Source organism: Micromonospora sp. NPDC005710, from assembly GCF_040630995.1.
In the GTDB taxonomy this organism is placed as follows: Bacteria; Actinomycetota; Actinomycetes; order Mycobacteriales; family Micromonosporaceae; genus Micromonospora.
The window spans coordinates 149,533-176,439 of record NZ_JBEXYP010000007.1 but is presented as its reverse complement, the minus strand read 5'-3'; the positions used below and the strand labels follow the sequence as shown (position 1 = coordinate 176,439).

Sequence of the window (26,907 nt, the reverse complement as noted above, 5' to 3'; positions counted from 1 at the left end):
ACCTACAGGCCCGACTCGTTGGTGCGGACCATGATCCGTCGGCAGTCCTCGCAGCGAACCACGTCGTCGGGTGCGGCGGCGCGGATCCGGGCCAGGTCGGCACCGGACAGGTCCAGGCGGCATCCGCCGCAGCGACCCGCGGTGAGCAGCGCGGCACCCAACCCGGTGTCCGCGCGGATCTTGTCGTAGAGGGTGACCAGGTCGCTCGGGAGGTCGGCGGCGAGCGGCTGACGGGCCCCCCGCTTGAACTCCTCATCCTTGGCGATCTCGGCCAACGCGTCGTCGCGGCGCTGCTCGGTCGCGGCCCGCTTGTCCCGGGTCTCGGCCAGTCGCTGCTCCACGCCGTCCAGGACGCTCTGCGCGGTCTCCCGCTGCTCCATCAGCTCCAGCTCGGCGTCCTCCAGGTCACCCTGGCGGCGCTTCAGCGACACCAGCTCGTGCTGGAGCGCCTCCAGCTCGCGGGCCGGACCGGTGCCGGCGGCAAGCCGGTTCTCGTCCTTCTCCTTGCGGGCCCGAACCTGCTCGACGTCCTTCTCCAACCGGGCGATGTCCCGATCCAGGTCGTCCACCGCCACCTGGGCGCGAACCCGCTCGTCCTCCATCGACGACAGCTCCCGGGCCAGCGACTCCAGCTCGGCCCGCTCGGCAAGCGTGCGCCGACGGTGGGCGAGCTGGGCGAGGTTGGTGTCGATCGCCTGGAGGTCGAGCAGGCGGCGCTGCACCTGAGGGTCAGCCTTCACGGTCGGGCTCCTTGTCGTCCACAACGGGTGCGGCGGCGTGCACGGTCCACGGGTCGGTGTCCAGGTCGGACACCAGCGTCTCGACGGCCAGCGCCTCCTGGAGGAAGGCGGCCAGGTCGTCCAGCCACGGTCGTTCGGTCGCCCAGTGGGCGGCGTCGATCAGGGCGGGACCATCGGCGGCGAGGTGCTCGCCGGCCGGGTGGTGCCGCAGGTCGGCGGTGAGGAACGCGTCCACCCCGGCGGCGGTCGCGGCGCCGAGGAAGCTGTCCCCCGACCCGCCGCTGACGGCGAGGGTACGAACCATACGCCCGGGATCCCCCGCCGCGCGAACTCCCCAGGACGTGACGGGGAGCACCGCTGCGGCGTGCCTGGTCAGTTCGGCGAGGGTCATCGGCTCGGGCAGCTCGCCGATCCGGCCGAAACCCCTGTCGTCGCCGTGGGCGGGCGAGCCGGGCGCCGGCCGTTGCAGTGGGCGTAGACCGGTGAGCCCGAAACGGGCGGCGAGGGCGTCGGAGACGCCCGGGGAGGCCACGTCGGCGTTCGTGTGCGCCGCGTACAGCGCCACCCCGGCCCGGATCAACCCGTGGATGATCCGGCCCTTGAAGGTCGTCGCCGCTACCGACGACACCCCGCGCAGCAGCAGCGGATGGTGCGCGACGATCATGTCCGCGTCGGCGGCGAGGGCCTCGTCGACGGTCTCGGGCACCACGTCGACCACGCAGAGCACCCGGCGGACCGGGGCGGCCGGCTCGCCGAGCACCAGGCCCACCCGGTCCCACTCTTCCGCCCAGACAGGCGGAAAACGCCGTTCCAGCTCGGCCACCACGTCGCTCACAGTGGGCGCGGATCCACTTGTGCTCACGGCGGGCCAGCTTACCGGCGCGGAGGCCACCGGACGGTGACACCCGGCCCGGCCGCGTCGAGCCGGCGGACCGCCGGACGCGTCAGGCGGCGCTCCACGAGACGGTCTGCAACGCGGCCAGCGGCATCGCCCAGGGGAACGCGTCAGTGTGCTGCTCCCCCGTTCCGGGCGGATGCAGAGCGATCACATCGTCGCCGAAGAGCACTGTGATGCCCCACTCGGCCAACCGGGCCACCCCCGCCCGAAACGCCGGGTGGCAGGCCATCGCCGCGTTCGTGTACGGCACCGCGACGATGGGCACACCCTTGCCCTGGGCCTCGACCAACAGCCCGAGCGCCAGGGTGTCGGTGATCCCCGCCGCCCACTTGTTCACCGTGTTGACGGTGGCCGGGCAGACGATCATGGCGTCGGCGGGCGGCAACACGTCCGGGTCACTGGGATTCTTGTAGTGCGTCCGCACCGGGTGACCGGTCTGCCGGACCAGGGCCGGCTCGTCGACGAACTTCGCGCCGTCCGGCGTGGTGACCACGCAGACGTCCCAACCGTCCTGTTGGGCCAGGTCGACCAGACGGCCGACGTGCCGGGCCAGCGGCGAACCGCAGGCGATGACGTAGAGCACCTCGCGGCGCCCACTGTTGCGCGCTGCACCGGCCATCACACCGGCTCCGCGCTCATACCCCTACTCCCATGTGCTCAGCCAACTCCGCTACCGGAGAAGGCGGCGCACCACGTGTGCGACGAAGGATGTCGGACATCACCTCGTGCGCGATCGGCCGGCAGCGGATCTCCGACGGCGCGAGCCGATCACCGAGCAGCAGCATCTCGCCGGCGTTCGCCACGTCACCCAGTTGGGCGTACCCCCGGGCGATGTCGAGCAGGTGGTGGGCGCGACGCTCGGGCAGCAGCGCGTTGAACGCGGGTTCCGCGATGCGCAGCTGGTGCACCTCCACGGCCCGTCCACCGTCGCCCAACTCCACTGCGGCGGCGGCCCGGTGCAGTTCGACGTTTGTCGGGCCGAACGACGTCCAGTAGTGGTTGTGGTCCCCGCCGAGCAGGGTGGCGGCCTCCTGCGCACAGTTGATCAGATCGTCGACGCTTGCCGAGTCACCGATGCGGGACGCGGCCATCGCGCCCTGGAGGAGCAGCATCCCGTAGACGGAGAGCCGGGCCGGGGAGACCGGGTTGCTCCCGCCCGGTGCGAGCCGGTTGGCGATCTGGACGTTCAACTCCAACGCGGGACGGGCCCGTCCCATCGCGACGAGGGCGTTGCACACCCGGGTGGTGGCGATCCCGGCCAGCAGCGGGTCGTCCGCCCGCTGGGCCACCGCCATCGACCGGTCGGCAGCCAACCAGGCCAGCTCGCACTCGCCGAGCTTGCGCAGCACCGAGGAGGCGATCTGGTAGACCTGCGCGAGCAGGTGAGCCGCCTCGGCGGCCTGGTCACCGCCGTACGCCGCGTCGGCCGCCTGAGCGTCGCGCAGCAGCTTCGGCAGCGCCCGGGTGAGCATCCCGTAGCGGCCGTACTGGTAGGTGAGCCAGGCGTGGTTGACGGCCTTGCGCATGTCGTCCATCGGCGGAGGGTACGGCACCGCGTCGAAGTACGCGCTCATCGAGTCGTAGCGTTCCAGCGCCGCCCGGATCTCCTGCACCTCGAACTGGTCGATGCAGTTGAGAGCGTCGGCGCGCCGCTCCGGATCCTTACCCATCAGCAACTGCACGTCCATCTGGAGGATGTCGGCGATCTCGTAGAGGACGGAGAACTTGTCCAACCGGCGGACGCCGCGCTCGACCTTGTCCACCCAGCTCTTGGACTTGCCCAGCCGGTCCGCGAAGACCTGCTGCGACATCTTGCGTCGCCCCCGCCAGTAGGCCACTCGCCGTCCTATGGGTAGCTCGTCCATCTCCCCATCCTCCCCTGCCACCGACGACCAATCGAGTCGGGGCGATGTCCGCGGGTGCGGCGACTGCCGTTCGTTTTCAGGTTTTGCCTGGTCGCACAGGATGTACGTCAGCCATACGGCTGGTCCTCGTACTTTTCGTGCAAGTTGCACGAGCCGTTCGTCAACCTCAACGATCGTGGGTTACGGCAGTGACGGTGCTCGACATTCGACCTGGCGAACGCCAGAACCGACGAGAGGATTTGGCACACATGTGGGGAAATGTCGGACCACGCGTAGCCGAACTGTCGCCTCTGGAACGCGTCCGGCTGCGCCGCGTCGCCATCCGCTACGCCGCACACGGCTGGGAGGTGACACCCGGCGCCTGCCTGGCCCGCAGCCGCTTCGTCTGCGGCCGGGCCGGCTGCCCCACGGTGGGCTGCCACCCCGCCCTGGAGAACTGGGAACTGGCCGCCAGCGCCGATCCCGCCCGGGTGGCCACCTGGTGGCGGAGCCGACCGCACGGGGTGCTGCTGCCCACCGGCCGGGCCTTCGACGTGCTGGAGGTGCCCGCCCACCTCGGCCGGCACGTGCTCGACGCGGTCCAGATCCACCCCGCCGGCACCGGCGTACGCGGACCGGTACTCGTCACGCCCACCGGGAGGTGGATGTTCCTGGTCCGCCCCGGCGACCCGCTCCGACCGGAGTTGGAACACTGCTTCCACGTGGTCCGACACGGGCCAGGCTCGTGGATCCCCGCACCTCCCACCCGACTGCCGGAAGGCACCGTTCGCTGGGCGGTCGCCCCGGAACAGGCGCGCTGGCAGCTCCCCGACTCGTACCTCGTACAGAACACGTTGATCGGCGCACTGCGCGCCAGCGGAGTGACGCTCGCCCCCGACCTGCTCCCCGGCCACCTGCCGCTGCCCCGACGAGGCAGGTGAGATCGGCAGGACCGGCGATTCGATCAGGTGCCCGACAGCGTCGCCGAGGCGCCGGTCCTCGTTGAATGGAAGACGGTGCGAACGCGCGTCACGAACGGGGGAACGATGTCCACAAACGACAGAGCGCCTCACCCCGGCGGCACCGAGCCGCCCCGGCGCCGCCACCCAGGGCGCCGCTGGGCCGGCACCCGACCGTCCGGCTCCCGCCCCGGCCGCCCACGCCCCACCGGCTCCCGCCCAGCCGGCACCCACCGCCCCCTCCGCTAACCCGAACCAACCCAGCCCACCCGACCCTCCCCGCTCTCCCCGACCCAGCCCGAGCCCTCCGTTCGCGGATCCCGGCGATCTTGCACTTTCTGTCCCGACAATCTGCGCATAAAGGGACAGAAAGCCAACCGAAACTGCAAGATCGCGGGGGCTGGGCGGGGCGGGGGTTCGGGGGTGCGGGCTAGTCGGTTAGCGGCAGGTTGGTGGAGTGGTACTGGCGGGCGTTGTCGGTTATCGCCGCGTGGGTGTGGTCGTCCAGGCGGGCCAGCCAGTTGAGGCCGGGGGTGCCCATGGCCAGGGCAGCGGTGGCGTACGCGTCGGCCAACCCGAGGTCGGTGCCGACCACTGTCACCGATCGCAGCCCACTGGCCGGTGTGCCCCGGCGCGGGTCCAGCACGTGCCGGCCCCGCTCGTACACGCCCGACGTGGCCACTGCCAGGTCGGTTCCGGTGAGCACCAGGCAGGCCGCCATCGCGTCCCACGGGTGCCGGATGCCGATGCGCCACGGCTCCCCCGACGGCGACAGGCCCCGCACCCGGACGTCACCGCCGGCGTTCACGCAGTGGTTGACGGCACCGGCGGCGACGAGGCGGTCCGAGGCGACCTGGGCGGCCCAGCCCTTGACGAAGCCGGACGGGTCGAGCCGTCCGGTGGCGTACGCGTCGAAGAACCCGTCGGTGGCGCCCCACAGGTCGGCGCAGGTCTCCAGCACGTACCGCAGGTCCGCGGAGGCCTCGGAGTGCAGCACCTCACCCCTGTCGAAGCGGCACACCTCGCTGTCCGGCTGGTAGGTGCTGAACCGCGCGTCCACCTCGTGCATCCAGGCGAAGACCTCGTCCGCCAGTTCGCGCAGGGTCACCGGTGGGAGGTCGTCGGCGAGGTCAAGGGTGATCGTCGTACCCATGATCTGTTCGACCCGGCACAGCCCGGGTCGGGTCAGAGTGGCCCGCACCTCAGAATGCCTTCTCGATGGCGGACCGCAGGGACTTCTTGTAGGCGTCACTCGTCGCTGTGGCACCGGAAACGGTGTTGAGGTTGGCGCTCTGTTTCGCCACCACCTCGGCGCCGCTGCCGTCGTAGGCGGTACGAACGTCGCCGCTGTGGATGTCGGATTCACCTCCGCTGGGCAGCGACAGCGCGACGGCGTCGACGATCCGGTTACCGGAGACCACGATCTGCACTGTCACGAAGCCGTACGTCTGGCTGTCGTCAACCGCGTCGAAGGGCGCCCCGGTGACCCGGCGGGTGCTCGACTGGGGCGCCTTGGTGGTGGTCCGCGGGGCGCTGGGGGCCTTCGTCGTTTTGGTGCCCGACGGGCGGGCGGTGGTCTTGCCGGGCTTGGGTGACGTCGACGGCCCGGCGCTTCCCGATGGAGTCGGCGGGCCGGCGGCCGGGTCGGTGCCCGGTGCGGCCGGGGCGGCGGCGGGGTCGCTGCCCGGCCCGGAGGGGTTGACCGGCTGGGCGGTCGGCAGGTTCTGGGCGACCTGGCTGGTGCCTGGCGAGCCCTTGAACACCACCAATGCGGTGGTGCTGGCGGCCAGGCCGGTGATCGCGAGGAGCGCGCGACGCATGGGGATGCCCTTCCTACAGCTCGAACGTGGCCAGGTGGATCTGTCGTCGGGGCACGCCGGCCCGCCGCAGTGCCCGCACCGACTGTTCCACCAATCCGGGCGGCCCGCACAGGTAGACGTCGCGCCGGGCGACGTCGGGCACCAGTTGCCGCAAACCGTCGGGGCTCATCAGTTGCCGAGGGCCGGGGTCGTCGCGGGAGCCGATGACGTACCAGACGGAGGTGTCGCGTTCCTGGGCCAGCCAGTCCAACTCGCGGCTGAGCAGCACGTCGGCCGGTGTGCGGGCCCGGTAGATCAGCGCGGCACCGGGCGGCAGCTCCTCGAGCATCGCCCGGATCGGCGTGATGCCGCTGCCACCGGCGATCAGCAACGCCCGCTCGCGGAGCCGGTGCGCGGCGGTGAAGGTACCCGACGGGCCTTCCGCCCAGACCCGGGTGCCCGGTTCCAGGTCGCGCAGGTCGGCGGTGTGGGTGCCGACCACCTTGACGGTGACCCGCAGCCAGCGGCCGTTGGCGGCGGCGGAGACGGAGAACGGGTGCGACTGCCACCAGCAGCCCCGGGTGAGGAACCGCCAGCGGAAGTGTTGGCCGCCGAGCATCGCCAGCCGGCCGAGCCGCTCCCCGGTGAGGTAGATGGAGATGGTGTCGGGGCTCTCGGCGACGACGTCGGCGACGCGCAACCTGTACCGCAGGTTGAACGCCAGCGGTGCGATCACCCGACCCCAGAGCAGGGCGGCGACCACCAGCAAATAGAGAGCGATCCAGCCGGTGCGCACCGGTCCGGGCCGGTACAGCTGCGCGCCGTGGGTGAACTGGTGGCCGTAGCCGAGGAGCAGGATCAGGTAGCTGGACAGGTGCAGCGCATGCCACAGCTCGTAGGGCAACGCCCGGCGGATCGCCCGGATGCTGCTGAACCCGACAAGCATCATGATGCCGGCGGCGACGAACGCCGAGAGCATGTCCTCGTAGTCGCCGAGCAACGTGCCGACCTCGGCGAGGATCGACTGTTTACGCAGGTCGGCGTAGCCGACGAGGATCAGCGACATGTGCGCCAGCACGGTGACCAGCAGGGTGGCGCCGATGTCCCGGTGCCAGCGGGCCGTCTGCTCGCCGCCGATCCACCGTTCCAGCACCGGCAACCGGCTCATCATCAGCACCTGCACCAGCAGCAGGTAGCCGGCGATCAGGCCGGTGATCCGGCCGGCCGCGGTGACGGTGGCCGCTGTGGTCCGCAACGATCCGGCCGGGGTGCCCAGCCACCAGGGCAACAAACTGGCGAGCAGACCGACCAGGAGCAGCACACCCAGCAGCCGTCGGCCGCCGGGCCCGCGCCGGGCCGGGATCTGCGGGGGTACGGGTGCAGCCGACCGGCCGCCGTGCCGGGACGAGGTCCCGGTACGACGGCCGGCGGCGTGGGTGTGCGGATGCGTCACGCGTACAGCTTCATCGGGGCGTACTTCTGGCGGGGGAAGACCTTGTCGACCTCCGCGTTGGTGAGCCCGAACCGGCCCTGCGCGACCGAGCCGTAGACGTTGAACATGTTGTTGTACTCCGGCACGTCACCGGAATCCAGCTTGTCCAGGCCGTTCCAGGTGCCGAGCAGCGAACCGGCCAGCTTCTTGCCGGAGAGCACCGTGACGACGCCGCCGTGGCCGTGGTCGGTGCCGCCGGTGTTGGAGCCGACCCGACGGCCGAACTCGCTGGACACCATGATCGTCACGTCGGCGGCCTTCGGGCCGAGGTCGGTGAAGAAGGCGGCCATCGCGCTGGCCAACTCGTTCAGCCGGCGGTGCAGCTGGCCGCCCTCGCGGGTGCCCTGGTTCTCGTGGGTGTCGTAGCCACCCATGCCGACAGTGGCGACGCGCACGTTGGCGCCACCCTTGATCAGCTGTGCGAGTTGCTGGAAGGCGTTGCCGACACCCTCGTACTTGACGCCCTCGGCGGGCTGGTACGGCTTGGAGGCGAGCTGCTGGGCGGTGGCCAGCGCGCCCATGCCCTCCTTCACTGCCTCCTCGACCGGGTGGTTGATCCCGGTGAAGAGTCCCTTGATGGCCTTCTCGGTGGCGGCGCGGTACCGCTCGTCACCGTTGAGCCGCAGGGAGCCGACGCTGTTCAGCGAGAGCGCGCCGTTGTTGCCGACAAGCGAGCGGGGCAGCGTACTGCCGATACCGACGCTGCGGAACGCGGTGCCCTTGCCCAGGTTGTCGACCAGACCGTCGAGCCAACCCCGGCCGCCGGTCTCGTTGGGCAGCCCGCCCAGGTTGCAGGCGTCCGCGGCCTGGAAGTGGCTGCGGGACAGCCGCTCGTCGGAGACCGCCGGGATGAAGCCCAGTTGTCCGGCCGTCAACCACTTCTCGAGGGGCTTGAAGGCACTCGTCAACTTGAAGCCGCGGCCCAGGGCCAGCGAGTCGTTGCCGAGCAGCAGGTCGGGGCGGGCCTTGTTGAGCGTCGCGTCGTTGTCCGGCGCGACGAGGCTCAGCCCGTCCAGCCCCCCGTAGAGGAAGACGTGGATCAGGGTGCCGGTCTTGGTCGCCGCGAACGACGCCGAGGTGGTGACGAACTGGGCGGTGGCCAGCGCGGTGGCGGTGGCCGCGGCACCGGCGACGAACGTCCGCCGGGTCACGCCCCGCCCGTCCTGCTGGGCCTCCTCCAGGTTCTCCAGGGTGCGGTACCTGTCGAACTCGGCGGCGTTCTCCGCGGCGACGATGTCCGCCTCGGCACGCAGCAACGCCTCGGCCGGGTTGTCGGCCAGCCGTCGCACGTCGGGGCATTCGGGGTGCAGGGGGAAAGAGTTGTACACAGTCTTCTCCATCGGGTGCCTCACCGGAGGTGGTGCTGGGGGGAAGCGAGGATCGCCCGCGCGACGGCGGTGATGGCCCCGTTGAACGTGGCGTCGACCTTGGCGGTCGCCGCCACACCGGCCACGCCGAGGATGAGGTTCTTCTCCCGCGTGCTCAACTTCTGGCCCACCAGCCGCTGGGAGAGCGCGTCCACGTACGCCCCGGCCGTCGCCGGCGGCTTGGCCACCAGCTTCTCCGGAGCCGTGTACGTGAAGGTGGTGCGGTAGCCGGCGAGGATCTCGCCCGCCTCGTTCCAGCCGTTGACCATGGCACCGGCGGAGGTCCAGGCGACGTAGACGTCCGGGTAGCCGTCCGGGGTGGGTTGCCCCATCGGGTACTGGCCCAGCTCGCGCATCTTGTCGTGGATCTGGCGCAGCCCCCGGGCGTACGCGGTGCGCTTGCTGTCGCCGTTGTCGTGCTTCGGCGACGCCTCCGGCGACACACCCAGGGTGCGGTACGTGGCGACCAGGTACTCCATCGGCCGACGCACCTTCTGGCCCACACCGGCCCAGAACTCCGAGGAGCAGAACAGCGTCATCAGGACCGGCTTGATCATGCCCTTGTTCGTGGTGTACGTCTTGGCCAGCCGGTCCACCAGGGACTTCGGCGGGGTGTCCGAGACGAACCGGGTGGCGAGGCTCTGCGCCACGTACTTCGCTGTCGACGGGTGCGTCGCGATGTAGGTGATGTACGCGTCGATCGCCGCTTCGGCCTTCTTCGGGTCCGCCGAGTTGTTCGCGTGGGTGAAGCCGAGGATCTTCACCTTGCCGACGTAGTGCTGCTCCGGGCGGAAGACGTACTTGCCCTTGTCGTCGACACCGCGGCCGGTCTGCAACATGGCTGCCTGCCGGACGTCCGGCTCCTTGTAGCCGCCGTCGACACCGACCGAGTAGAGCTCGAGGTTCTCCCGGGCGAGGTTCTCGTTGATGGCGTCCTTGCGGGAGTCCTTCTGGTTCAGGTAGATCAGCAGCGCGGGGTGCTTGTTCGCGGCGACGAGCATCTCCGGGTAGCTGCCCAGCGCGTGCTTGCGCACGACGTCCTGGTCGAACGAGTTGCGGTACACCTCGCCGCCGTCGAAGTCCGCCGCGACGTGCAGGAAGTCGTTCCAGAAGTCGACCATCACCTCGAACAGTTGGCGCTTGGACCAGATCTGCCGGGCGATGGTGGCGTCGACCATCTCCCGCTCCGGGCTGGCGTCCTGCTCGTTGAGCTTGTCCCGCTGGTCGCGCAACTGCTGCACGGAGAGCTTCTGGGTCGGCAGCTCGGCGAGCTTCAGCTCACCCTTGCTCGGCTCCACCTTGTCCGGGTCCATCTGGGCGCGGATCCAGGCGTCCATGCCCTCGCGCTTGATGTCGGCGATCACGGCGGGCGTCGCGCCGAAGGTGGCACGCCGGGCCAGGTGCAGGATCGGGTCCTTGGCCAGCACCGTCTTGACTGTCACCTTGGTCGCCGCCGCGGCAGCGGCCGGCCCGGAGAAGGTCCGCCCGGTGGCCGGCGCGTTCTTCTTCAGCGCCTCACCGGCCCGGGAGCCCATGTAGCTCTCGTTCTGCTCGGTGTACGTACGCACCGTGCTGGGCTGCTGGCCGCTGGGCCGCGCCGCGGTGCCGTCGGTCACCGTGCTGCCGGTCGCGTCGCCGGCCGCCGCCTCGTCGCCGAAGAGGCCACGGATCTGCGGGGTCATGGCGAGCGCCGCGCCACCGGCGACGACGGCGGCGGTGCCACCGAGGGCCACCATCGCCTTCCGTCGGCCGACCTTGCGACCCGGCTCGCCGTCATCGTCGAGGGTGGGCAGTCCGGTGCCGGCCGGTCGTGCCGGGGCCGGGCGGCCGAGGCCCTCCGGGCCGACCCACTGCGGACCGCGCGGGGCGGGCGCGGGCTGTCCGGCGTACTGCTCACGCGGGTCGGCCTGCGCGGCGTACCCGCCCTGGTAGGGGTGAGGCGAGTCGTAGCCGTAGGGCGCGGGCGGGTGGGGGTCGCCGTAACCGTCAGCGCTGGGGTGCTGGTGTCCGTCCCAACCGCGGTCGTCCCGCGGTCGACGTGGTGGCACATTCTGGTCGGCCATGTACCAATCCCGATTTCTGATGAGCGCCGAAGCTGCTACCGGGCAGGTGCGGCAGGTGCGGCGACTGTTGCCTGAGGGGGTTGCTACGGCAAGGTAACCAAGGCCCCAGGGCCCTTCAAGGTGGCCGGAACCCACTCGTGAGGGCACTTAAGACAGCGCTCAGCGCGACGGCGGCGACAGACGGTGGGCCGGGCCAGCCCACAGACCTTCCCAGCAGGGCGTACGCGCGGCAGCCGAGCACGGATCGGACCACTTCGCCGTACGCGACACTTTCGGCGGCGTTCAACACCAAAGGCAAACTTAAGGTTCAGGTAAGCCGGACATGAGGCGCGCTCGCGTGGAGGAAAAGTAGCAGCAGCGGGCGAGCGTGAGCCACCACCGCAGCGGGTATGCCGCCGAACCGCTGAACGCGTGAGGGGAAGGCAGCGCCATGCTCAGCAAAGAGGATCAGCGCAGATTCGACCAGATCACCCGTCAGCTCCGGGAAAGTGACCCGGCCTTCTTCAACCGGCTGGACCACCGGGTCCGGGCCCGTAGAGGCCGCTACCTGATGTTGTTGACCATCGTGCTGTGGGCGTCGCTGCCGGCGATAGCCGTGTTCGCCGGTCGACTGACCGGCGCGATCTGCGCGGTGGTGCTGGTGGCCAACGCGGCCATCATGTGGCGGTTCCGCCGCCGCTGGACGTGACCGCTCGACCGCCCGACCGGGCGGCTGAACCGGTGGACGTGACGAGTCACCGGTCGGCCGGGCCGAATGCCCGGTACGCGCGGCGCAACCGTTCGAGCAGTCCCGGCCCGCCGATGGCCGGGGCCGGCGCGCCGAGTTGGCGCAGCAGCAGGTCGGTGCCGGTCACCAGTCGAGGCGGCCGGTCCGGCAGCGGCACCGGCGCCGACCAGAAGCGGTCCGCCGTCTCCGCCAACGGCGTCGCCGCCAGGCCGGCGAGCGCGCGCGCGGCGCCGACAGGTGCTGGCAGGTCCACCGCCGACACCAGGCCGTCCGGTTCGGACGGTGGGTCGACCGGCGGGATGGCACCGGTGGCCGCGGAGCGCCGGGCGCGGAGCGCGTCGAGCAACTCCGTGCGGGACCGGCCGCGCCAGTGCAGCAGCTCGAACGGGTCCGCGTCGAACGCCTCGGCCAGCAGGTAGAACGTCGCCGCGAGGTGCTTGCACGGCACGGCGAAGTCGGGGCAGTTGCAGCGCTGGGTCAACTCGTCCACCGCGGCGGGGAACAGCGGCGCTCCGGCGGCGGCGAACAGCTCCTCCAACTCGTCGGGGAGGTCCCCGGCGAGCAGCCGGGCACTGAAGAACGCCTGCCCGGCCAGCTCGTCCTCGAGTCGGGACCAGAGCGCCGTCGGGAACGGCTTCACCGCGATCGACACCTGGTACGGCTGCGGCCGGGAGCCCTGCACCACAGCACTGACCCGGCCGGGGCCGACGTCGAGGGTGAGCACCTGACCGGCTCGCGCGTACGACCGGCCCCGGGTCAGCCGGGTGCCGAGCGCGAACGACTCCAACACCTCGAGGAAACGCCGCGACCACCAGGACCGGCCGATCGCGCCCCGGGCGCTGCGTGCCCGCAGACCCCCGTCGACCCGACGCGGACGCCCGTAGTCGGCAAACCGGTCAGTGCTCACGCCGGTGCTCCACAGTGCTCCAACCGCTCACTCCACCACCGCGCCGGCCTCCAGGGCGAACAGGTCCCGCAACTGACCCGTGGACAGCTCGGTGATCCACTGCTCGCCGGTGCCGACCACCCGCTCGGCGAGGCTGCGCTTGTCGGCGATCATCGCGGCCACCTTCTCCTCGACGGTGCCGGCGCAGACGAACTTGCGCACCTGCACCCGTCGACGCTGCCCGATCCGGAACGCCCGGTCGGTGGCCTGGTCCTCCACCGCCGGATTCCACCACCGGTCCACGTGCACCACGTGGTTCGCGGCGGTCAGGGTCAGCCCGGTGCCACCTGCCTTGAGGGACAGGACGAACAGCGGCGGGCCCTCCGCCGACTGGAAGCGCTGCACCAGCGCGTCCCGCTCGGCCTTGCCGAGACCACCGTGCAGGAACAGCACCTCCCGGCCGAACCGCGCGGACAGATGACCGCGCAACATCGCACCGAACTCGGCGTACTGGGTGAAGAGCAGCGCCCGCTCCCCCGCCGCCAACACCTCCTCCAGGATCTCGATAAGCCGGGCCAGTTTGCCGGACCGGCCCTCCAGCGGCGAACCGTCGCGCAGAAGCTGGGCGGGGTGGTTGCAGACCTGCTTGAGTCGGGTCATGGTGGCCAGCACCAAACCGCGTCGCTCGATGCCGTCGCTGGTCTCGATCCGGGCGAGCATGTCGTCGACCACCACCCGGTACAGCGCGGCCTGCTCGGCGGTCAGGTTGCACAGCACCTCCATCTCCAGCTTCTCCGGCAGGTCCGAGATGATGGACGAGTCGGTCTTGAGCCGGCGCAACACGAACGGGCCGGTGATCCGGCGGAGCCGCTCGGCGGCCTCGGCGTCGCCGTGCCTCTCGATCGGCTCGGCGAACTTCTTCCGGAACGTCGCCGCCGGCCCCAACAGACCCGGGTTGGCGAACTGCATGATCGACCAGAGGTCGGCGAGGCGGTTCTCCACCGGCGTACCCGTCACCGCCACCCGCTGCCGGGCGGGCAACGCGCGAACCGCCTCGGCCTGCCGGGTCGACGCGTTCTTGATCGCCTGCGCCTCGTCCACCACCACCCGGTGCCAGTCGATGCCGGCCAGGTCGACGGCGTCGCGGGCCGCCACCGAATAGGTGGTGAGGACCAGGTCCGCGCCGTGCGCGGCCGCCGTGAACTCCGCCCCCCGCGCCCGCTCAGCACCATGGTGTACGTGCACCCGCAGCCCCGGGGTGAACCGTGCCGCCTCCCGCTGCCAGTTGCCGACCAGCGACATCGGACAGACCAACAGGGTCGGCCCGGCCTCCGGCGGGTCACCGGCGAGCAACGCGAGCAGCTGCACCGTCTTGCCCAGCCCCATGTCGTCGGCGAGCACACCACCCAGGCCGAGCGAGCGCAGGAAGGCCAGCCAGGCCAACCCTCGCTGCTGGTACGGCCGCAGCGTCCCCTGGAAGCCCGGCGGCGGGTCCAGCGGGGTGAGCCGCCGCTCGACCGCGCCGGCCAGCAGGTCGCCCAGCGCCCCGTCGGCCGTCACCTCCAGCACCGGCAGCGCGCCGGTGGCCTCGCCGTCGGCCAGCCCGAGGCGGAGCAGGTCGGCGACTGTCAACTCACCCGCGGAGCGGAGCAGGCGCAGACCTGCGGCGAGGCGGCCCGGGTCCAACTCCACCCACCGGCCGCGGAGCCGTACCAGCGGGGTCTTCGTCTCGGCCAACGCCGCCAACTCCTCGGCGGAGAGCGGGTGGTCACCGAGTGCGATCTCCCAGCGGTAGTCGACGAGGGCGTCCAGGCCCACCCCGGCCTCGGTGCCGCCCACAGTGCCCGGCGCGGTACGGCTGCGCGCCTTCAACCGGGCACCCAGTCGCGCCGACGGACGCTGCCACCAGGACGGCAGCAGCACCCCGAACCCGGCCGCGTGCAGCACCGGCGCACCCGCGCTGAGGAACCGGTGCGCGCCCTCGACGTCGAGTTCCATCGCCTCCGGGGCAGCGGTACGCAGCGCGACGTCCAGGTCCGGCCAGAGCCGGCTGGCCCGGCCCAACTCGGCGAGGAGCGTCTCCTGCGGGCTAAGGGTCCGACCGGCCAGACCACCGAGCGCCGGCGACGCCCGCCAGACCTCCGCGGCATCCACGTGCAGGCCGGGCTCGTCCGCCGCCTGCAACCCGAACTCCAACCGCCAGCGCCCACCACCGGCCGATTCGACTGCTGCACTGTCGACGGACCCCGGAGCACTGTTCGCAGGCCCCGACGCGCTGTTGGCCGGCCCTGGCGCGCTGTTGGTGGGCACCGCCCGGGTGGCCAGGATCGGTTCCGTGACCTCGTCGGGGGCCGGTTCCACCAGGCGGAAACTGGCCCGCACCGGGCCACCTGCGGCGTCGCGTTGCCACGTGTCCAACTCGGCGGCGAGGGTGTCCAGCCCGGCCGGGTCGATGGCGAAGTCCCGCTGCGGGCCGGCGAGCGCAGCCAACCAGGCCGGCGCCGGACCACCCGGGCGCAGCCCACGGGCCAGCGTGGTGGTGGCCAGCGCGGCTCGCGCGGCGGCGTCGGTAAGGGCGTCCAGCGCATCCGTGACCAACGCGGCAGCGGTCAGCTCAAGCCCGCCCGACCCGGCTGTCGCCGCAACGGCGGCGCTCCCGGTGGACCGCTGAGCAGCGGCGCCGCCGCCGGGCGTCGGCAGCGCAACGGCTCCACGTGGCAACGCGGAGGTAGGAGCTGGCAACGCGGCGGTGGCGGGTGCCGCAGCGGTGGCGGCGGGTGCCGACGCGGCGTTGGCGGGCGGCAGGACGGCGGCTCGGGCGGCCGGTGGCAGGGCCAGTGCCAGCGAGCGCGCCCAGGCGGCGTCGGTGCCGGTCAGCAGCGGACGCCAGACCGCCTGCGCGGGCACCTGCCCGGGAGTGCCTGACACCGCCACGCTGTTCTCAGGCATCTGGTCGGCCGTCGCCGTGCCGACGTCAGGTGACCAGTTGCCCGCCGGGGCGCCCAAGCCGGACGTCTCGTTGCCCGACGGCCTGCGCACTCCGGGGAGGACCCGGCCACGGGTCACCAGGTCGGCGGCGAAGTCAGCCAGCTCGGCGAGGTGGCGCAGGGTGGCCCCGGGCACCGCCGGGATGTCGTCCAGGGCGTGCAGAAGCGACAGGGCGTGGTCGGGGGCGTACACCAGGATGGGAACCCGCCACCCGGCAAGGGTGAGCCGACCGCGGGCCGCGGGTGCGACGGTGGTCCGGATCAGCTCGGGTGAGTCGGTGGGCGCACCCGCCAGGCTGGGCAGGGTGAGCAGCGCGGTGTCCGGTCTACTCGGCTCGGCGGCGTCGGCGAGCACGGTGGCCAGGTCGGTGTGCCCGGCGGCGAAGGGGTGCGGGCGTTCCCGGGCCGGTCGGCCCGAACGCCGAGCCGGCATCGGCGCGGTGCTGTCCTCGGCCCAGACGGCCAGGCCACCGGTCGAGCTGTCACCGGGCAGCCACAGCCCATGGATGACCAGCACCTGCTCCCCCTAGTACGCCGCCCGCCCCCAGCTTAGGCGGCCCACCCGACCAGACTCCCCCACCCACCGCCCCACCTACGCGATCTTGCACTTTGTGTCGACATTCTGCGAAGACTGCACCTTTTGTCACCACCGAAACTGCAAGATCGCCGGGGCGAGGGGCGGGGGCGGGGGCGGGGGCGAGGGGCGGGGCGGGGGCGGGAGCGGGTAGCGACGGCGGGCTAGCTTCGGGGCGTGGTTGATTTGCTGGTTCTTGGGGGGCTCGGGGTTGATGTGCGGGTGCGGGTGCCCGCGTTGCCGTTACCGGCCGCCGATTCCCACGCCGTCGAGCCGATCGAGCTGCGGATCGGCAACACCGGGGCCGGAGTGGCGTTGGCCGCCCGGGCGCTCGGCCTGCGGGTGCTCGTTGTCGACACCCTCGGTGCCGATCTCGCTGGTGAGCTGGTCCGGGCGGCGTTGACCCGGGCCGAGGTGCCGTCGCTGCTCGTCGAGCACCCGGGCGGCACCCGCCGGTCGGTGAACCTGGTGGACCCGGGTGGGCGGCGCACGTCGCTGTACGACCCGCGCCCGTGGCAGGGTGCTCCGCCGTTTCCCGCCGCCGAGTTGGCCGCACTGGTCCGCGACGCCCGACACGTCCACCTTTCGATCATGGATTGGGCGGTGCCGTTGCTCCCCGCCGTGCGGGATGCCGTTCCGGCGGGCGTGACCCTCTCCACCGACCTGCACGACTGGGACGGCGAGAACACCTACCATCGGCCGTTCGCCGAGGTCGCCGACCTGGTGCTGCTGAGTGGGGTGCGGTTGGGCCACCGGGCCGCGGCCCTCGCCGGCACGCTGGCACCCCGGACGGTGGTGGTGACCCGCGGCGCAGACGGGGCCGAGCTGTACCCGGGTGACGCGACTGTGGTGCCCGTGCAGCCTGCAACGCCGGCGAAGCCGGTGGTGGACAGCAACGGGGCCGGCGACGCCTTCGCGGCCGGGCTGATCGCCGGCCGGTTGCGCGGGGAGCCGCTGCCGCAGGCCGCCCGGTACGCAGCGCGGGTGGCCGCTGCGGCCTGCACTCACGACGGGATGGAGTACCCGTCGGGCCTGCTGCCCACCCGTTGACGGGTGCGCTTCAGAACGCGCCGGACTCGCCGTCGGTCAGCTCGCGCAGGATGTCGGCGTGACCCGCGTGCCGGGCCGTCTCCTCGATCATGTGCACCAGGATCCAGCGCACCGACACCTCACCGAGCTGCGGGTGCGGCACCACGTGGTCGAGGTCGACGGTCGCAGCGACCTCCCGGGAACGGGCGCAGGCCCGCTCGTACGCCTCGGTGAGCCCAGCGACGGTTTCCTGCTCGGCGAGCGTGAAACTGGCGACGGCGTCCTCCTTCGAGGTCAGGTAGACGGCGCCGGGCTCGGGGGCCAGCAGGGTCGGGAACCAGTTCCGCTCGACCAGGGTCAGGTGCTTGACCAGCCCGACGAGTGTGGTGGCCGACGGCACCAGTCGGCGGCGGGCGTCGGCGTCGGAGAGGCCGCGCAGTTTGCGCAGCAGCACGCCCCGGTGGAAATCGAGGAACGAGGTCAGGACGGCGCGCTCGTCGCCGGTGCGGGCGAGCACCGGACCGAGCATCGGATCGATCGTCTGCTCCATCCGCCGACCCTAGTCACGGGCCCGGCTCGCCGCTGCCCCGCTATCCGCTGCGGGCCGGCGCTGCGGCGGGCAGGATGGGCGCATGGCTTCATCCGTGCAGATCCTTCTCGTCGGCGGCACGGCGGACGGGCAGACCATCACCGTCGAGCTGGACAGCAACGGCCGTCCACCGCTGACCCACCACCACCTCGGCTCCGGTGGGCTGGCCGACGCGCAGATCTACGAGTTGGAGACCGCCCGCGAGGAGGCCCGCGAGTGGCGCTACCGGTGGACCGGCCCGGCGGTGTGACAGGCCCCGCTCAGACCCGGGTGAGGGTCTGGCTGCGCAGACTCTCCAGCACCCCTCGGGTGACCTCCGAGGTGCCCCGCGCCTGATCGCACACCTCCGCCACCCGGCGTGCGGTGGCTTCGGCGCGTTGCTCACGCTCGTCCCAGAGTCGGTCGACCTCGGCCAGCAGCGGCCCCTCGACCTCGCGTTCCACGCCGCGCAGCGCCGGCACCCCGAGCCGTTGGGCCAGGTCGAAGACCTTGCCGGCGTACGGCAGGGGCAGGAACGGCGTGCCGACCATCGCCGCGAAGATCAGGAAGTGCAGGCGCATGCCGACGGCCAGGTCGAAGTGGCGCATCAGCCCCAGCACCTGCTGCGGTGAGTAGGTGCCGTGCAGGATCCGGCCGCGATCGGCGGCGACCATGTGCGACAACACCCCGTGCGAGTGCCTGATGTCGTCGCGTTCCATTGGCACGAACAGCACGTACGCGTCGATCCGGTGCACCAGGAAGTCACCGATCTGGGCCAGGAGCCGGTGGTAACCGTCCACGTCGAGACGTTCGGCGGCCCGTCCCGGCTCCCGCACGCTGATCCCGACCAGCCGCTTGCCGACCGGTACGCCCTCCTCGGCGAGCAGTTGGGCCGGGAACTCCTCCGGTTGCAGGAGGAACGCCGGGTCCGCGGTGACGGTGATCGGGTTCAGCAGACCGGCTTCCTCGAGCACCATCCGGGACTCCTGGTCGCGGACGGTGACCTGGGTGGCACTGGAGAGCGTTTCCCGGACCATGCCGGTGTCCACCCCGTCGCTGAGCGGTCCCACCCCCACCGCGTACGTGATCAGCGGCAGGCCCCGCTCCTGGGCGACCCGGACCACCCGCAGGTAACGGCGGGCCTCCCGGTCGTAGAGGATGCCGCCGCCGCCCAGGATGAGCAGGTCGAGCTGGGCCAGGACCAGGGCCGAGTCGGTACGGCTCACGCCCTCCCAGGGCACCGCTTCGACGTCCGGATGTGCGGCCCGGGTGTGCTCCGGGTTCCGAGAGAAGACGATGATCCGGGCGTTCGGTTCCTGCGTGCGCAAATCGGTGAGCAGGCCGGTGAGGATCGCCTCGTCGCCGAGGTTTCGCCCACCGTACGAGCCGAGCACACCGATGGTCAGTCCGGCGCCGTGCGTCATCCGTCGCTCCTCCCCAGGTGCGGTCCGCGCCGGTTTCCCGCTCGGCAGGTGAACAGTCCTGCCGAGAGGACCCGACCCAGGGCTCACCGCCGGTTCAGCTCGACGGGGTGAGGCGCTTGACCATCTGCTGTGAGGTGACCTCGAAGCCCAGGCTGCGGTAGAGGCCGACCGCCACGGTGTTCACCCAGAAGACGTTCAGACCCAACTCGGGTACCCCGTGCTGGGCGAGTTCGGCCTCGATGAGCTGGATCATCCGCCGCGCGTACCCGCGTCCCCGGTGCTCCTCGTGCACCTCGATGTTGTGGATCCACGCCTGGTTCGGGGCGGCGGCCGTGGGCAGGCTCACCCAGATCCAGCCGACCTCGGTGTCGCCGACCCGGCCCGTCCGCAGCAGCGAACCCTCCGTGGCCGCGCCCTCCGGCAGCGACTCCCGGACCTGGCTGACCGACCGTTCGAGGGCCGATTCCGGGGTCATCCCCCGGTGGGCCACCAGGTCCTCGGCGTACCCCTGCTCCAGTGCCCTCAGCAGGCGGGCCAGGTCCTGCTCCGTCACCGGCGTCAACGTCAACTCCACCACGTCTCTCCTTTCGTCGTTGTCCGCGCGGGTAGTGCAACAGAACAGACCCGGACGCGCCAACCGTTTCCCCGCCGGACGCCGGCGGGGGTGCGCGGTCCGGCGACGATGGCACTGTGCGGATCGCCCACGTCAGCGACAGCCACCTCACCAACCCGGAGGGGGTGGCCACCTCGGTCGGCACCACAGTGGCGCTGCTGCGCGCCGCTGGGCACCGGGTCGTGCTGTACTGCCCCGGCCCGCTGTCCCGGCGTCGCCGCCGGTCGGGCGAGGTGCCCTCGCTGTCGGTGCCGACCCGGCCGTACCGGCTGGCGTTGCCCCGCCCGCCCCGAGCACCGGTGGACGTCGTGCACGTGCACACCACCGGTCCGCTCGGCGTCGCCGGGCTGCGCTGGGCCGCGACCCGGGGCGTACCGACAGTGCTGACGTGGCACACCGACGTCGTCGCGTACGCCGCGCACTATCCGGAGATCCCGATCGGGGCCGCGTACGCCGGTCTGCGGTTGGGTCTGCGGTGGCGGGCCCGGGACCTGTGGGCGCTCGCCCACGCCGGGCCGGGTCGACAGGCCCGGCTGGTGGCGCTCGGGCGGACCCTGCTGGCCCACAGCACCGTCCTGGTCGTCCCCTCGGCGAAAACCGCGACGATGATGGCGGCGATGGCGGGGCGCACGCCGATAGTGGTCCTGCCGACCCCGGCCGCCGCGCCACATCCCGATGCCGACGACCGGCGGCGGCTGCGGGCCAGGCTGGGCATCCCGGCGGACGCGCCGGTCCTGCTGTCGGTGGGCCGGGCCGCGCCGGAGAAGAACCCGGAGCTGCTGCTGGCCGCGTTCGCCCAGGTCCACCGCGAGTTGCCGGCCGCCCGGCTGGTGCTGCTCGGGGCCCGCCGGCACCGGCTCGCGGTCCGTCGGCTGGCCCACCGGTACGGCGTCGGCGGCGCGCTGCACCTGCTTCGTCCGGTGCCACGCCACCGGGTCGGCGCCCACTACCGGGCGGCGGACGTGCTCGCGTTCGCCTCCACCACCGACACGCAGGGTCTGGTGCTCGCCGAGGCCGAGGCGTACGGACTACCGGTGGCCATTGTGGACGCCCGACTGGCTGAGCGGCCCGGCACCGGCACCACCCGGCCGGTCGCCGAGCCCACCCCGACGGCGTTCGGGGCGCTGCTCACCCGGCTGCTCACCGAGCGGGAGCTGCGCGCGACAGTGATCCGGGACGGCCGGACGGCGGCGACGGGTTGGTCCGAAGAGCGCTACCTGACCGAACTGGTCAAGCTGTACGCGTCGCTCCCGCCGGTCGGCCCGACGTCGGGATGACCCTCGGGGTGCCTTCGGCGGGGCCGAGGACCGTTATCTCTACCCGTTCCTCGACGTACCCCGGCTCGGGTATCCCACAGTCGCCCGCAACGCCCTGCTCTTCGGCGTCACCCTGCTGCTGGTCGCCCTGACCGCCGTCCGGCTGACCAGACGGCGCACTGGTTGAGCAGGCGGGCGAGGTCAGGGTTACGGCGATTCCAGGCGGCGGGCCAACTGGGCCAGGTCGGCCAGGCGCAGGTCGCCGTCGAGCCCCTTCAGCGCCGCGGTCATCGCCCCCGCCGCCCGCCCGGCCCGCAGGCCGACCTCGGCGTCCTCGACGACAAGGCAACGCCCCACGGGTACGCCCAACAGCGCCGCGCCCCGCAGGTAGCCCTCCGGGTCCGGTTTGCCGACGCTGACGTCCTCCACAGTGACCACCACCGGTGCCGTGATGCCGGCGGCGCCGAGCCGGGCCTCGGCGAGCCGCCTGTCGGCGCTGGTCACCACCGCCCAGGGCAACCCCAACCGGCCGAGCGCGTTCAGCAGCTCGTGCGCCCCGGCGGTGGCCGTCACGTCGGACAGGTCGTCGTACTGCAACGCCAACTGCAGGGCCGCCGCGACGGCGACAGCGGCCTCGTCCAGCGCGGGCAGCAGCCGGCTGATGGTCCGGTCGGCCGGGCTGCCGTGCGCGATCGCCAACGCCGCCGCCGGGTCGACGCCGTACTCGGCGGCCCACCGCTCCCAGGCCCGCTCGACGGCCGCATCGGAGTCGACGAGGGTGCCGTCCATGTCGAACAGCACCGCGCCAACGCCTGCCAGTTCCACGGCCCCACCTCCCACGCCGGCCACCCTCCCCCACCCCCATGATCCGCGCAACTTCCGCGTTCCTGCTGTCCGGCCGGCCGTTGAGGCAGCAGGATCCGCGTAGTTGCGCGGATCATGGATGCCCGCCCGGCTCGTTCGGCCGTCGACTGTCGCGGGTATCGGACCTGGCGCTCCGGGCGAGACCTCCGATGGCCGCCAGACGGAAGGTCGCCGCCGTGAAGCTGACCCCTCGACCCGGGGCGCGCCCGCCAGCCCTCGATCCCTGGCAGCTCAGCAGGTCGACATGCCGAGTGCTGCCCTGCTGAGCTGCCACGGATCGCTTGTACATGTCGGGCTGCCAACAGAAACGCCACGCACCGATCGCTGGTCGGATCAGCCGGGTGATCCGGCTCGGGCACGCCGTCGGCGAAGAGGTGGATGCCGCCTCAACGTTTTGCGTTGGTGGTGCAGGGTGGGCGCGGCAGGTTTCGAACCTGCGACCCCCCGCTTGTAAGGCGGGTGCTCTCCCGCTGAGCTACGCGCCCGGATCGCCCGTGTGGCGGGCCGGTGGCTGGCAAGCTTACCTGCCCGCCACCGACCCGGGCGCACGGCGTACCCCGGTCAACTGGTGGCTTCGGCGATGGCCTTGCGCCAGCCCTGCTGGTCGCGGGCCTCGCCCGGGCCGTTCATCTCGGCGAAGCGGACCACGCCGGTCCTGTCGATGACGAAGGTGCCGCGGTTGGCGAAGCCGGCCACGTCGTTGAAGACCCCGTACGCCTGGGCGACGCCGCCATGCGGCCAGAAGTCGGCAAGCATCGGGAACTGGTAGCCCTCGCGATCGGCCCAGACCTTGTGGCTGTACGCCGAGTCGACGCTGACGGTCAGCACCTGGACGTCGTCGTTCGCGTACTCGCCGAGGTTGTCTCGCACCTCGTGCAGCTCACCCTGGCAGGTGCCGGTGAAGGCGAGCGGGTAGAAGACCAGCAGGACGGTACGCCTGCCCCGGAAGTCCGAGAGTCGGACCTCCTGGTTGTTCTGGTCCTTGAGCACGAAGTCCGGTGCCTCGGCACCAACCTCGATCGGCATGCGAACTCTCCTCGCGTCGAGTCGGGTGAACGGCACCGGTCGGCGACCCGGCGGTGGGCGGACCGTCGGGTGAGCGGAGCGGGGCCGGCTACTTCTTGGCCTTGGCCCCTCGACGCAGCACCAGACGTGCGCCGCTCCAGTCTCGGCCGGCGTTGACGGTCGAGGTCTGCTGAAGGCCTGCGGTGGGCGCGGACTCCGCGACCTCGCTCGGTTCGACGTGCCCCTCGCGCCCCGCCTTCGGGGTGAGCAGCCACACGACGCCGTTGTCGGCCAGCGGGCCGAGGGCATCGACGAGCAACTCGAAGAGATCGCCGTCGCCGTCCCGGTACCAGACCAGCACCGCGTCGACCACCTCGTCGGTGTCCTCGTCGACCAGATCTCCACAGCGGTCGGTCAGGGCGTCTCGGAGATCCTGGTCGACGTCGTCGTCGTACCCCATCTCCATGACGACCATCCCCGGTTCCATCCCGAACCGGTCCGCCAGGCTGCGTACCCCGTCGGCGGCCTGACCAGCGGTCGCGCTCACTGTCGCGTGCCTCCTCATCTCGTCCCTGCTCGCGGCGTCGGTGCGACGCCGTCAGGCAGAGTCCACACAGTTGTTGGTCTGCGCGCAAGTGGCGCACCGGGTGGAACGGAATTTACCGTGCCAGCAGCGTACGGGCACCGTCGGTAATGGCTTCCGCGGAGACCAGTACGTGACGTGCTGCCGGACCTAATGGTACAAACGAGTCAACTCCCGCCACTCGACGCGCGGCACCGACATATCCGGCGTCGACCAACGCGGCGATCACCCCCTCGCCGACCCCGCCGGAGCGGCGCGTCTCGTCCACGACCAGCACCCTTCCGGTCGCCGAGGACTCCCGGATGATGTCGGCCACCGGCAGCGGGGCGAGCCAGCGCAGATCCACCACGCGGGTGCCCACCCCCTCCTCGGCGAGGACGGCAGCGGCCCGCAACGACATCCGCACCCCGTTACCGAAGGTGATGATGGTGAGGTCGTCCGCCGAGCCGACCCGGTAGACGCGAGCCCGTCCGACCGGCACGTGCTCGGCCACCCACCCGCCCGGCTCCGGATAGCCCGCCAGCCACTCACCGTCACCCTCCGCGTACAGATCGCGGGTGTGGTAGAGCGCTATCGGTTCCAGGAACACGCACACACTGCCGTCCACCGCCGCGCTCGCCAGACAGGTCCGCAGCATGGGCGCGGCATCGTCCGGCCGCGCCGGCACCGCGACCACCAGACCGGGCACATCCCGGAGTACGGCCACCGAGTTGTCGTTGTGGAAGTGCCCGCCGAACCCCTCCTGGTACGCCAGGCCCGCCACCCGCAGCACCATCGGGTTGCGGAAGGCCCCCTGCGAGAAGAAGCGCATGGTGGCCGCCTCACCACGCAACTGGTCCTCGGCGTTGTGCAGGTACGCCAGGTACTGGATCTCCGGCACCGGCAGCATCCCGGCCAGCCCGGCACCCAGGCCCAGCCCCAGCACCGACGTCTCGTCGAGCAGGGTGTCGAAGACCCGGGCCGCCCCGAACCTGTCCCGCAGGCCCTTCGTCACCCCGTACACGCCGCCCTTGGCAGCGACGTCCTCACCGAAGATCGCCATCTGCGGGTGGTCGAGCATCCCGTCGGCGAGTGCGGAGTTGATGCTCTGCGCCAACGTCATCGGCCCGGCCAACTCCGGCGGCTTGCCACCGAACGCCTCCGCCCGGGCACCCGCACCCGGCCCGCTGGCCCGCGCCGCGGCGTCGGCCACCGCCCGCGCCACCCGCACCGGACGGCGAGGTGCCAGCGCCGACACCACGTCCGCCGCGGACGCCAACTTCGGCTCGCCCAGCACCTCCTCCGCCAACCGACGCACCTGCCAGCCGGTCTCGTCGTACCTGGCCAACAGCTCCTCGCCCGTCGCCACCCCGGCCTCCACGAGCAGCCGCGCGGTGGCGGCCACCGGGTCCCGGTCCAGGTCCTCGGCCAGCTCGGCGGGGCCCCGGTACGCCGACTCCGCATCCGCCCCGGCATGACCCATCAGCCGCACGGTGCGCAGGTGCAGCACTGCCGGCCGCCGGTTGCGGCGTACCCACGCCGCGGCCTCCGCCGCCACCACGTACGTCCCCACCGGGTCGACCCCGTCCGCCTCGAAGTAGCGGATGCCCGGCTTGGCCCGCAGGGTCGCCGCCACCCAACCCTCCGGTGACCGGACACTGATGCCCAGCCCGTTGTCCTCACAGACGAAGAGCACCGGAATCCGCAGGCCGGCATGGTCGTACCACCCGGCGGTGTTGAAGGCGGCCGTCGCGCTGGCGTGGTTGACCGAGGCGTCGCCGAAGGAACACACCACAATCGCGTCCGGCGGCCAGGGGGCGTGCGCGGCGCCCGCGCCGCTGCCCACCCGCACCCCGACTCCGGTACGCCGTCCAGCGCTGTCCAACCGGCGCAGCCGCTCGACAGCAAGTCCCATCCCGACCGCGCGGGGCAGGTGCGAGGCGATGGTGGAAGTGGTCGGCACAATGGCCAGGTCGGCCCGGCCGAACACCTTGTGCCGGCCCCCGGCGATCGGCTCAAGGCTGGACGCCACCATCCCGCGCAGCACGTCCCTGGCCGCCTCCGCGTACGCCCCGAACCCGTCGGCCGCCGCGGTCGGTTCGGTCCCGGACGGTTCCGGTTCGGACATCTCCCGATCGGCTGTCGACCCGGGGTCACGGTCCGCCGGTCGACCGTCGGTCGGCTCGGGGTCGGCGATCCGGGCTGCGGCGGCGGTCCTCGCCGGATCGACGATCCTGGCGTCGTCGACGATCCTCGTGCCGTCGGCGGCCCTCGTCGGGTCGGCGATCCTCGTCCCGTCGGCGGTCCGGGCTGCGTCGGCGGTCCTCGTCGGGTCGACGATCCGCGTCTCGTCGGCGGCCCAGGTTGGGTCGGCAGTCCGGGTTGGGTCGGCGGTCCTCGTCTCGTCGGCGGCCTGGGACGGGTCGGCGGCGGCCTGGGCGGCGCGGAGGCAGTAGAAGGCGCCCGAACGGTAGTGCAGCAACGCCGGATCGGTGGGACGCAGCGCGGCGGCGACCGCGGCGTTACCCTCGTGCCCGGCCGAGCCGATCGTGTAGAAACCCTCCCCGAAGCTTCGCAACCAGCGGCCGGCCAGGTCGAGCTGCCGGCTGGTCACCTGCGCGTCGAACAGGTCCAGCACCTGCGCGCCGGTCAGTGGGGCGTCGTCGGTGACCGGGTCGGCGGGGTCACGCCGCCGCTCGGCGGCGGGCAGCGCCGCCAGCGTCTCCCGGAACCGGTCGTCGAGATCTTGCGGGGTGGTCACGTCGGACAGCATTACCGACGGAAGCCCTGCTCGCCCAGTGGGACACGGCCGGCACTGGTGCTCTCACTCCGCCTCGAAGGACTCCGGACAGCCGCCGTCGGACACCTTCCAGACCAGCTCACGAAGGGTACGCAGCTCCTCGTCGCTCAGCCCGGACAGGAGTCGGGAGTCGGACATCACCTCGATCACCTGGGCCCGCACGACGCGACCCTCCCCGGTCACCAGCAGTGTCTTCTGCCGCCGGTCCGTTGGGTCGGTACGCCGCTCGACAAGCCCGGCCTGCTCCAGCTTGTCGACCAGCACGGTCACGTTGGACCGGTCACAACCGAGCTGACCGGCAAGATCCCGAGCCGGCAGCGGGTGGTCCGGGTCCAATTCCCGCAGCGCCCGGGCCGCCGCCGGGGTGAGCCCCAACTCGGCGAACGCGGAGCCCTGCCGGTGTCGCAGCGCGTCGGTGACATGCGCCATCCGCCGCTGCACCTCTGTGGC

General features: G+C 72.0%; 24 protein-coding genes and 1 tRNA gene. 5 read left to right on the top strand and 20 right to left on the bottom strand.

The genetic code is table 11. The annotated features are described in order from the left end of the window. Nucleotides 1-2: 2 nt before the first annotated feature. From ABZ406_RS12260 to ABZ406_RS12245, 4 genes are all read right to left on the bottom strand, one after another. The gene (locus ABZ406_RS12260; RefSeq protein ID WP_357759459.1) at nt 3-740 is read right to left on the bottom strand and encodes a C4-type zinc ribbon domain-containing protein; all 738 of its coding nucleotides are present in this window, start codon (nt 738-740) and stop codon (nt 3-5) included. Then, entirely contained in the window at nt 730-1,602 is an 873-nt protein-coding gene (locus tag ABZ406_RS12255) for a Nif3-like dinuclear metal center hexameric protein (protein WP_357759456.1), read from the bottom strand. The genes ABZ406_RS12260 and ABZ406_RS12255 overlap by 11 nt, the downstream gene beginning before the upstream one ends. 82 nt (nt 1,603-1,684) lie before the next feature. Beyond that, nucleotides 1,685-2,257 (bottom strand): flavoprotein, encoded by a 573-nt coding sequence (locus ABZ406_RS12250; RefSeq protein WP_357759452.1) that lies wholly within the window; start codon nt 2,255-2,257, stop codon nt 1,685-1,687. Between the two features lie 16 nt (nt 2,258-2,273). Continuing rightward, entirely contained in the window at nt 2,274-3,503 is a 1,230-nt protein-coding gene (locus ABZ406_RS12245; RefSeq protein WP_357759449.1) for a helix-turn-helix domain-containing protein, read from the bottom strand. Nucleotides 3,504-3,751: 248 nt separating this feature from the next. On the opposite strand from ABZ406_RS12245, the gene ABZ406_RS12240 reads away from it, so the two are divergent. Continuing rightward, entirely contained in the window at nt 3,752-4,423 is a 672-nt protein-coding gene (locus ABZ406_RS12240) for a bifunctional DNA primase/polymerase (protein WP_357759446.1), read from the top strand. Between the two features lie 448 nt (nt 4,424-4,871). On the opposite strand, the gene ABZ406_RS12235 is transcribed toward ABZ406_RS12240, so the two are convergent. Genes ABZ406_RS12235 through ABZ406_RS12215 form a run of 5 tightly spaced genes read right to left on the bottom strand, consistent with a single transcriptional unit; the run spans nt 4,872 to nt 11,162 of the window. Beyond that, nucleotides 4,872-5,594 (bottom strand): FAD:protein FMN transferase, encoded by a 723-nt coding sequence (locus ABZ406_RS12235; protein ID WP_357759761.1) that lies wholly within the window; start codon nt 5,592-5,594, stop codon nt 4,872-4,874. 49 nt (nt 5,595-5,643) lie between these two features. Further along, a complete protein-coding gene (locus tag ABZ406_RS12230; protein WP_357759443.1) occupies nt 5,644-6,261 on the bottom strand; it encodes an FMN-binding protein in 618 nt (205 codons plus the stop codon). Nucleotides 6,262-6,274: 13 nt separating this feature from the next. After that, nucleotides 6,275-7,693: a ferredoxin reductase family protein gene (locus ABZ406_RS12225; protein ID WP_357759440.1), complete on the bottom strand. Its 1,419-nt coding sequence runs from the start codon at nt 7,691-7,693 to the stop codon at nt 6,275-6,277. Then, the gene (locus tag ABZ406_RS12220; protein WP_357759437.1) at nt 7,690-9,072 is read right to left on the bottom strand and encodes a DUF1501 domain-containing protein; all 1,383 of its coding nucleotides are present in this window, start codon (nt 9,070-9,072) and stop codon (nt 7,690-7,692) included. Before ABZ406_RS12220 ends, ABZ406_RS12225 begins: the two co-directional genes overlap by 4 nt. A gap of 8 nt (nt 9,073-9,080) precedes the next feature. Then, a complete protein-coding gene (locus ABZ406_RS12215; RefSeq protein WP_357759434.1) occupies nt 9,081-11,162 on the bottom strand; it encodes a DUF1800 family protein in 2,082 nt (693 codons plus the stop codon). Nucleotides 11,163-11,592: 430 nt separating this feature from the next. Here ABZ406_RS12215 and ABZ406_RS12210 point away from each other — a divergent pair, with 430 nt between their 5' ends. Continuing rightward, entirely contained in the window at nt 11,593-11,850 is a 258-nt protein-coding gene (locus ABZ406_RS12210) for a DUF3040 domain-containing protein (RefSeq protein ID WP_124817015.1), read from the top strand. 46 nt (nt 11,851-11,896) lie between these two features. On the opposite strand, the gene ABZ406_RS12205 is transcribed toward ABZ406_RS12210, so the two are convergent. Both ABZ406_RS12205 and ABZ406_RS12200 read right to left on the bottom strand, forming a co-directional pair. Continuing rightward, on the bottom strand, nt 11,897-12,796 hold the full coding sequence (locus ABZ406_RS12205; protein WP_357759431.1) for an SWIM zinc finger family protein: 900 nt from the start codon (nt 12,794-12,796) through the stop codon (nt 11,897-11,899). Nucleotides 12,797-12,823: 27 nt separating this feature from the next. Further along, on the bottom strand, nt 12,824-16,279 hold the full coding sequence (locus ABZ406_RS12200) for a DEAD/DEAH box helicase (RefSeq protein WP_357759428.1): 3,456 nt from the start codon (nt 16,277-16,279) through the stop codon (nt 12,824-12,826). A 234-nt stretch (nt 16,280-16,513) separates the two neighbouring features. Here ABZ406_RS12200 and ABZ406_RS12195 point away from each other — a divergent pair, with 234 nt between their 5' ends. Then, nucleotides 16,514-17,386 (top strand): PfkB family carbohydrate kinase, encoded by an 873-nt coding sequence (locus ABZ406_RS12195; RefSeq protein ID WP_357759425.1) that lies wholly within the window; start codon nt 16,514-16,516, stop codon nt 17,384-17,386. A gap of 10 nt (nt 17,387-17,396) precedes the next feature. Here ABZ406_RS12195 and ABZ406_RS12190 read toward each other — a convergent pair whose 3' ends face one another. After that, nucleotides 17,397-17,915 (bottom strand): DinB family protein, encoded by a 519-nt coding sequence (locus tag ABZ406_RS12190; protein ID WP_357759421.1) that lies wholly within the window; start codon nt 17,913-17,915, stop codon nt 17,397-17,399. An 82-nt stretch (nt 17,916-17,997) separates the two neighbouring features. Between ABZ406_RS12190 and ABZ406_RS12185 the strand changes: the two genes are divergently transcribed. Beyond that, nucleotides 17,998-18,204, top strand: coding sequence for a hypothetical protein (locus ABZ406_RS12185; protein WP_030488784.1), 207 nt, complete (start codon nt 17,998-18,000; stop codon nt 18,202-18,204). Between the two features lie 10 nt (nt 18,205-18,214). Here the strand turns inward: ABZ406_RS12185 and ABZ406_RS12180 are convergent, their stop codons facing one another. Together ABZ406_RS12180 and ABZ406_RS12175 are read right to left on the bottom strand one after the other, a co-directional pair. Then, complete coding sequence (locus ABZ406_RS12180; RefSeq protein ID WP_357759418.1) at nt 18,215-19,357, bottom strand: polysaccharide pyruvyl transferase family protein; 1,143 nt, start codon at nt 19,355-19,357, stop codon at nt 18,215-18,217. Nucleotides 19,358-19,451: 94 nt separating this feature from the next. Continuing rightward, on the bottom strand, nt 19,452-19,931 hold the full coding sequence (locus ABZ406_RS12175; RefSeq protein ID WP_357759415.1) for a GNAT family N-acetyltransferase: 480 nt from the start codon (nt 19,929-19,931) through the stop codon (nt 19,452-19,454). A gap of 116 nt (nt 19,932-20,047) precedes the next feature. On the opposite strand from ABZ406_RS12175, the gene ABZ406_RS12170 reads away from it, so the two are divergent. After that, complete coding sequence (locus ABZ406_RS12170) at nt 20,048-21,247, top strand: glycosyltransferase (RefSeq protein WP_357759412.1); 1,200 nt, start codon at nt 20,048-20,050, stop codon at nt 21,245-21,247. A 186-nt stretch (nt 21,248-21,433) separates the two neighbouring features. Here the strand turns inward: ABZ406_RS12170 and ABZ406_RS12165 are convergent, their stop codons facing one another. From ABZ406_RS12165 to ABZ406_RS12140, 6 genes are all read right to left on the bottom strand, one after another. Next, nucleotides 21,434-22,051 (bottom strand): HAD-IA family hydrolase, encoded by a 618-nt coding sequence (locus ABZ406_RS12165; RefSeq protein ID WP_357759410.1) that lies wholly within the window; start codon nt 22,049-22,051, stop codon nt 21,434-21,436. Between the two features lie 452 nt (nt 22,052-22,503). Further along, nucleotides 22,504-22,575: transfer RNA gene (locus tag ABZ406_RS12160), tRNA-Val, on the bottom strand. 76 nt (nt 22,576-22,651) lie between these two features. Next, nucleotides 22,652-23,116: a peroxiredoxin gene (locus tag ABZ406_RS12155; RefSeq protein ID WP_357759407.1), complete on the bottom strand. Its 465-nt coding sequence runs from the start codon at nt 23,114-23,116 to the stop codon at nt 22,652-22,654. 88 nt (nt 23,117-23,204) lie between these two features. Then, entirely contained in the window at nt 23,205-23,642 is a 438-nt protein-coding gene (locus ABZ406_RS12150; RefSeq protein ID WP_354942412.1) for a DUF3052 domain-containing protein, read from the bottom strand. Between the two features lie 112 nt (nt 23,643-23,754). After that, nucleotides 23,755-26,430 (bottom strand): thiamine pyrophosphate-dependent enzyme, encoded by a 2,676-nt coding sequence (locus tag ABZ406_RS12145; protein WP_357759405.1) that lies wholly within the window; start codon nt 26,428-26,430, stop codon nt 23,755-23,757. A 51-nt stretch (nt 26,431-26,481) separates the two neighbouring features. After that, complete coding sequence (locus ABZ406_RS12140; protein WP_357759758.1) at nt 26,482-26,886, bottom strand: MarR family transcriptional regulator; 405 nt, start codon at nt 26,884-26,886, stop codon at nt 26,482-26,484. Between the last annotated feature and the right edge of the window lie 21 nt (nt 26,887-26,907).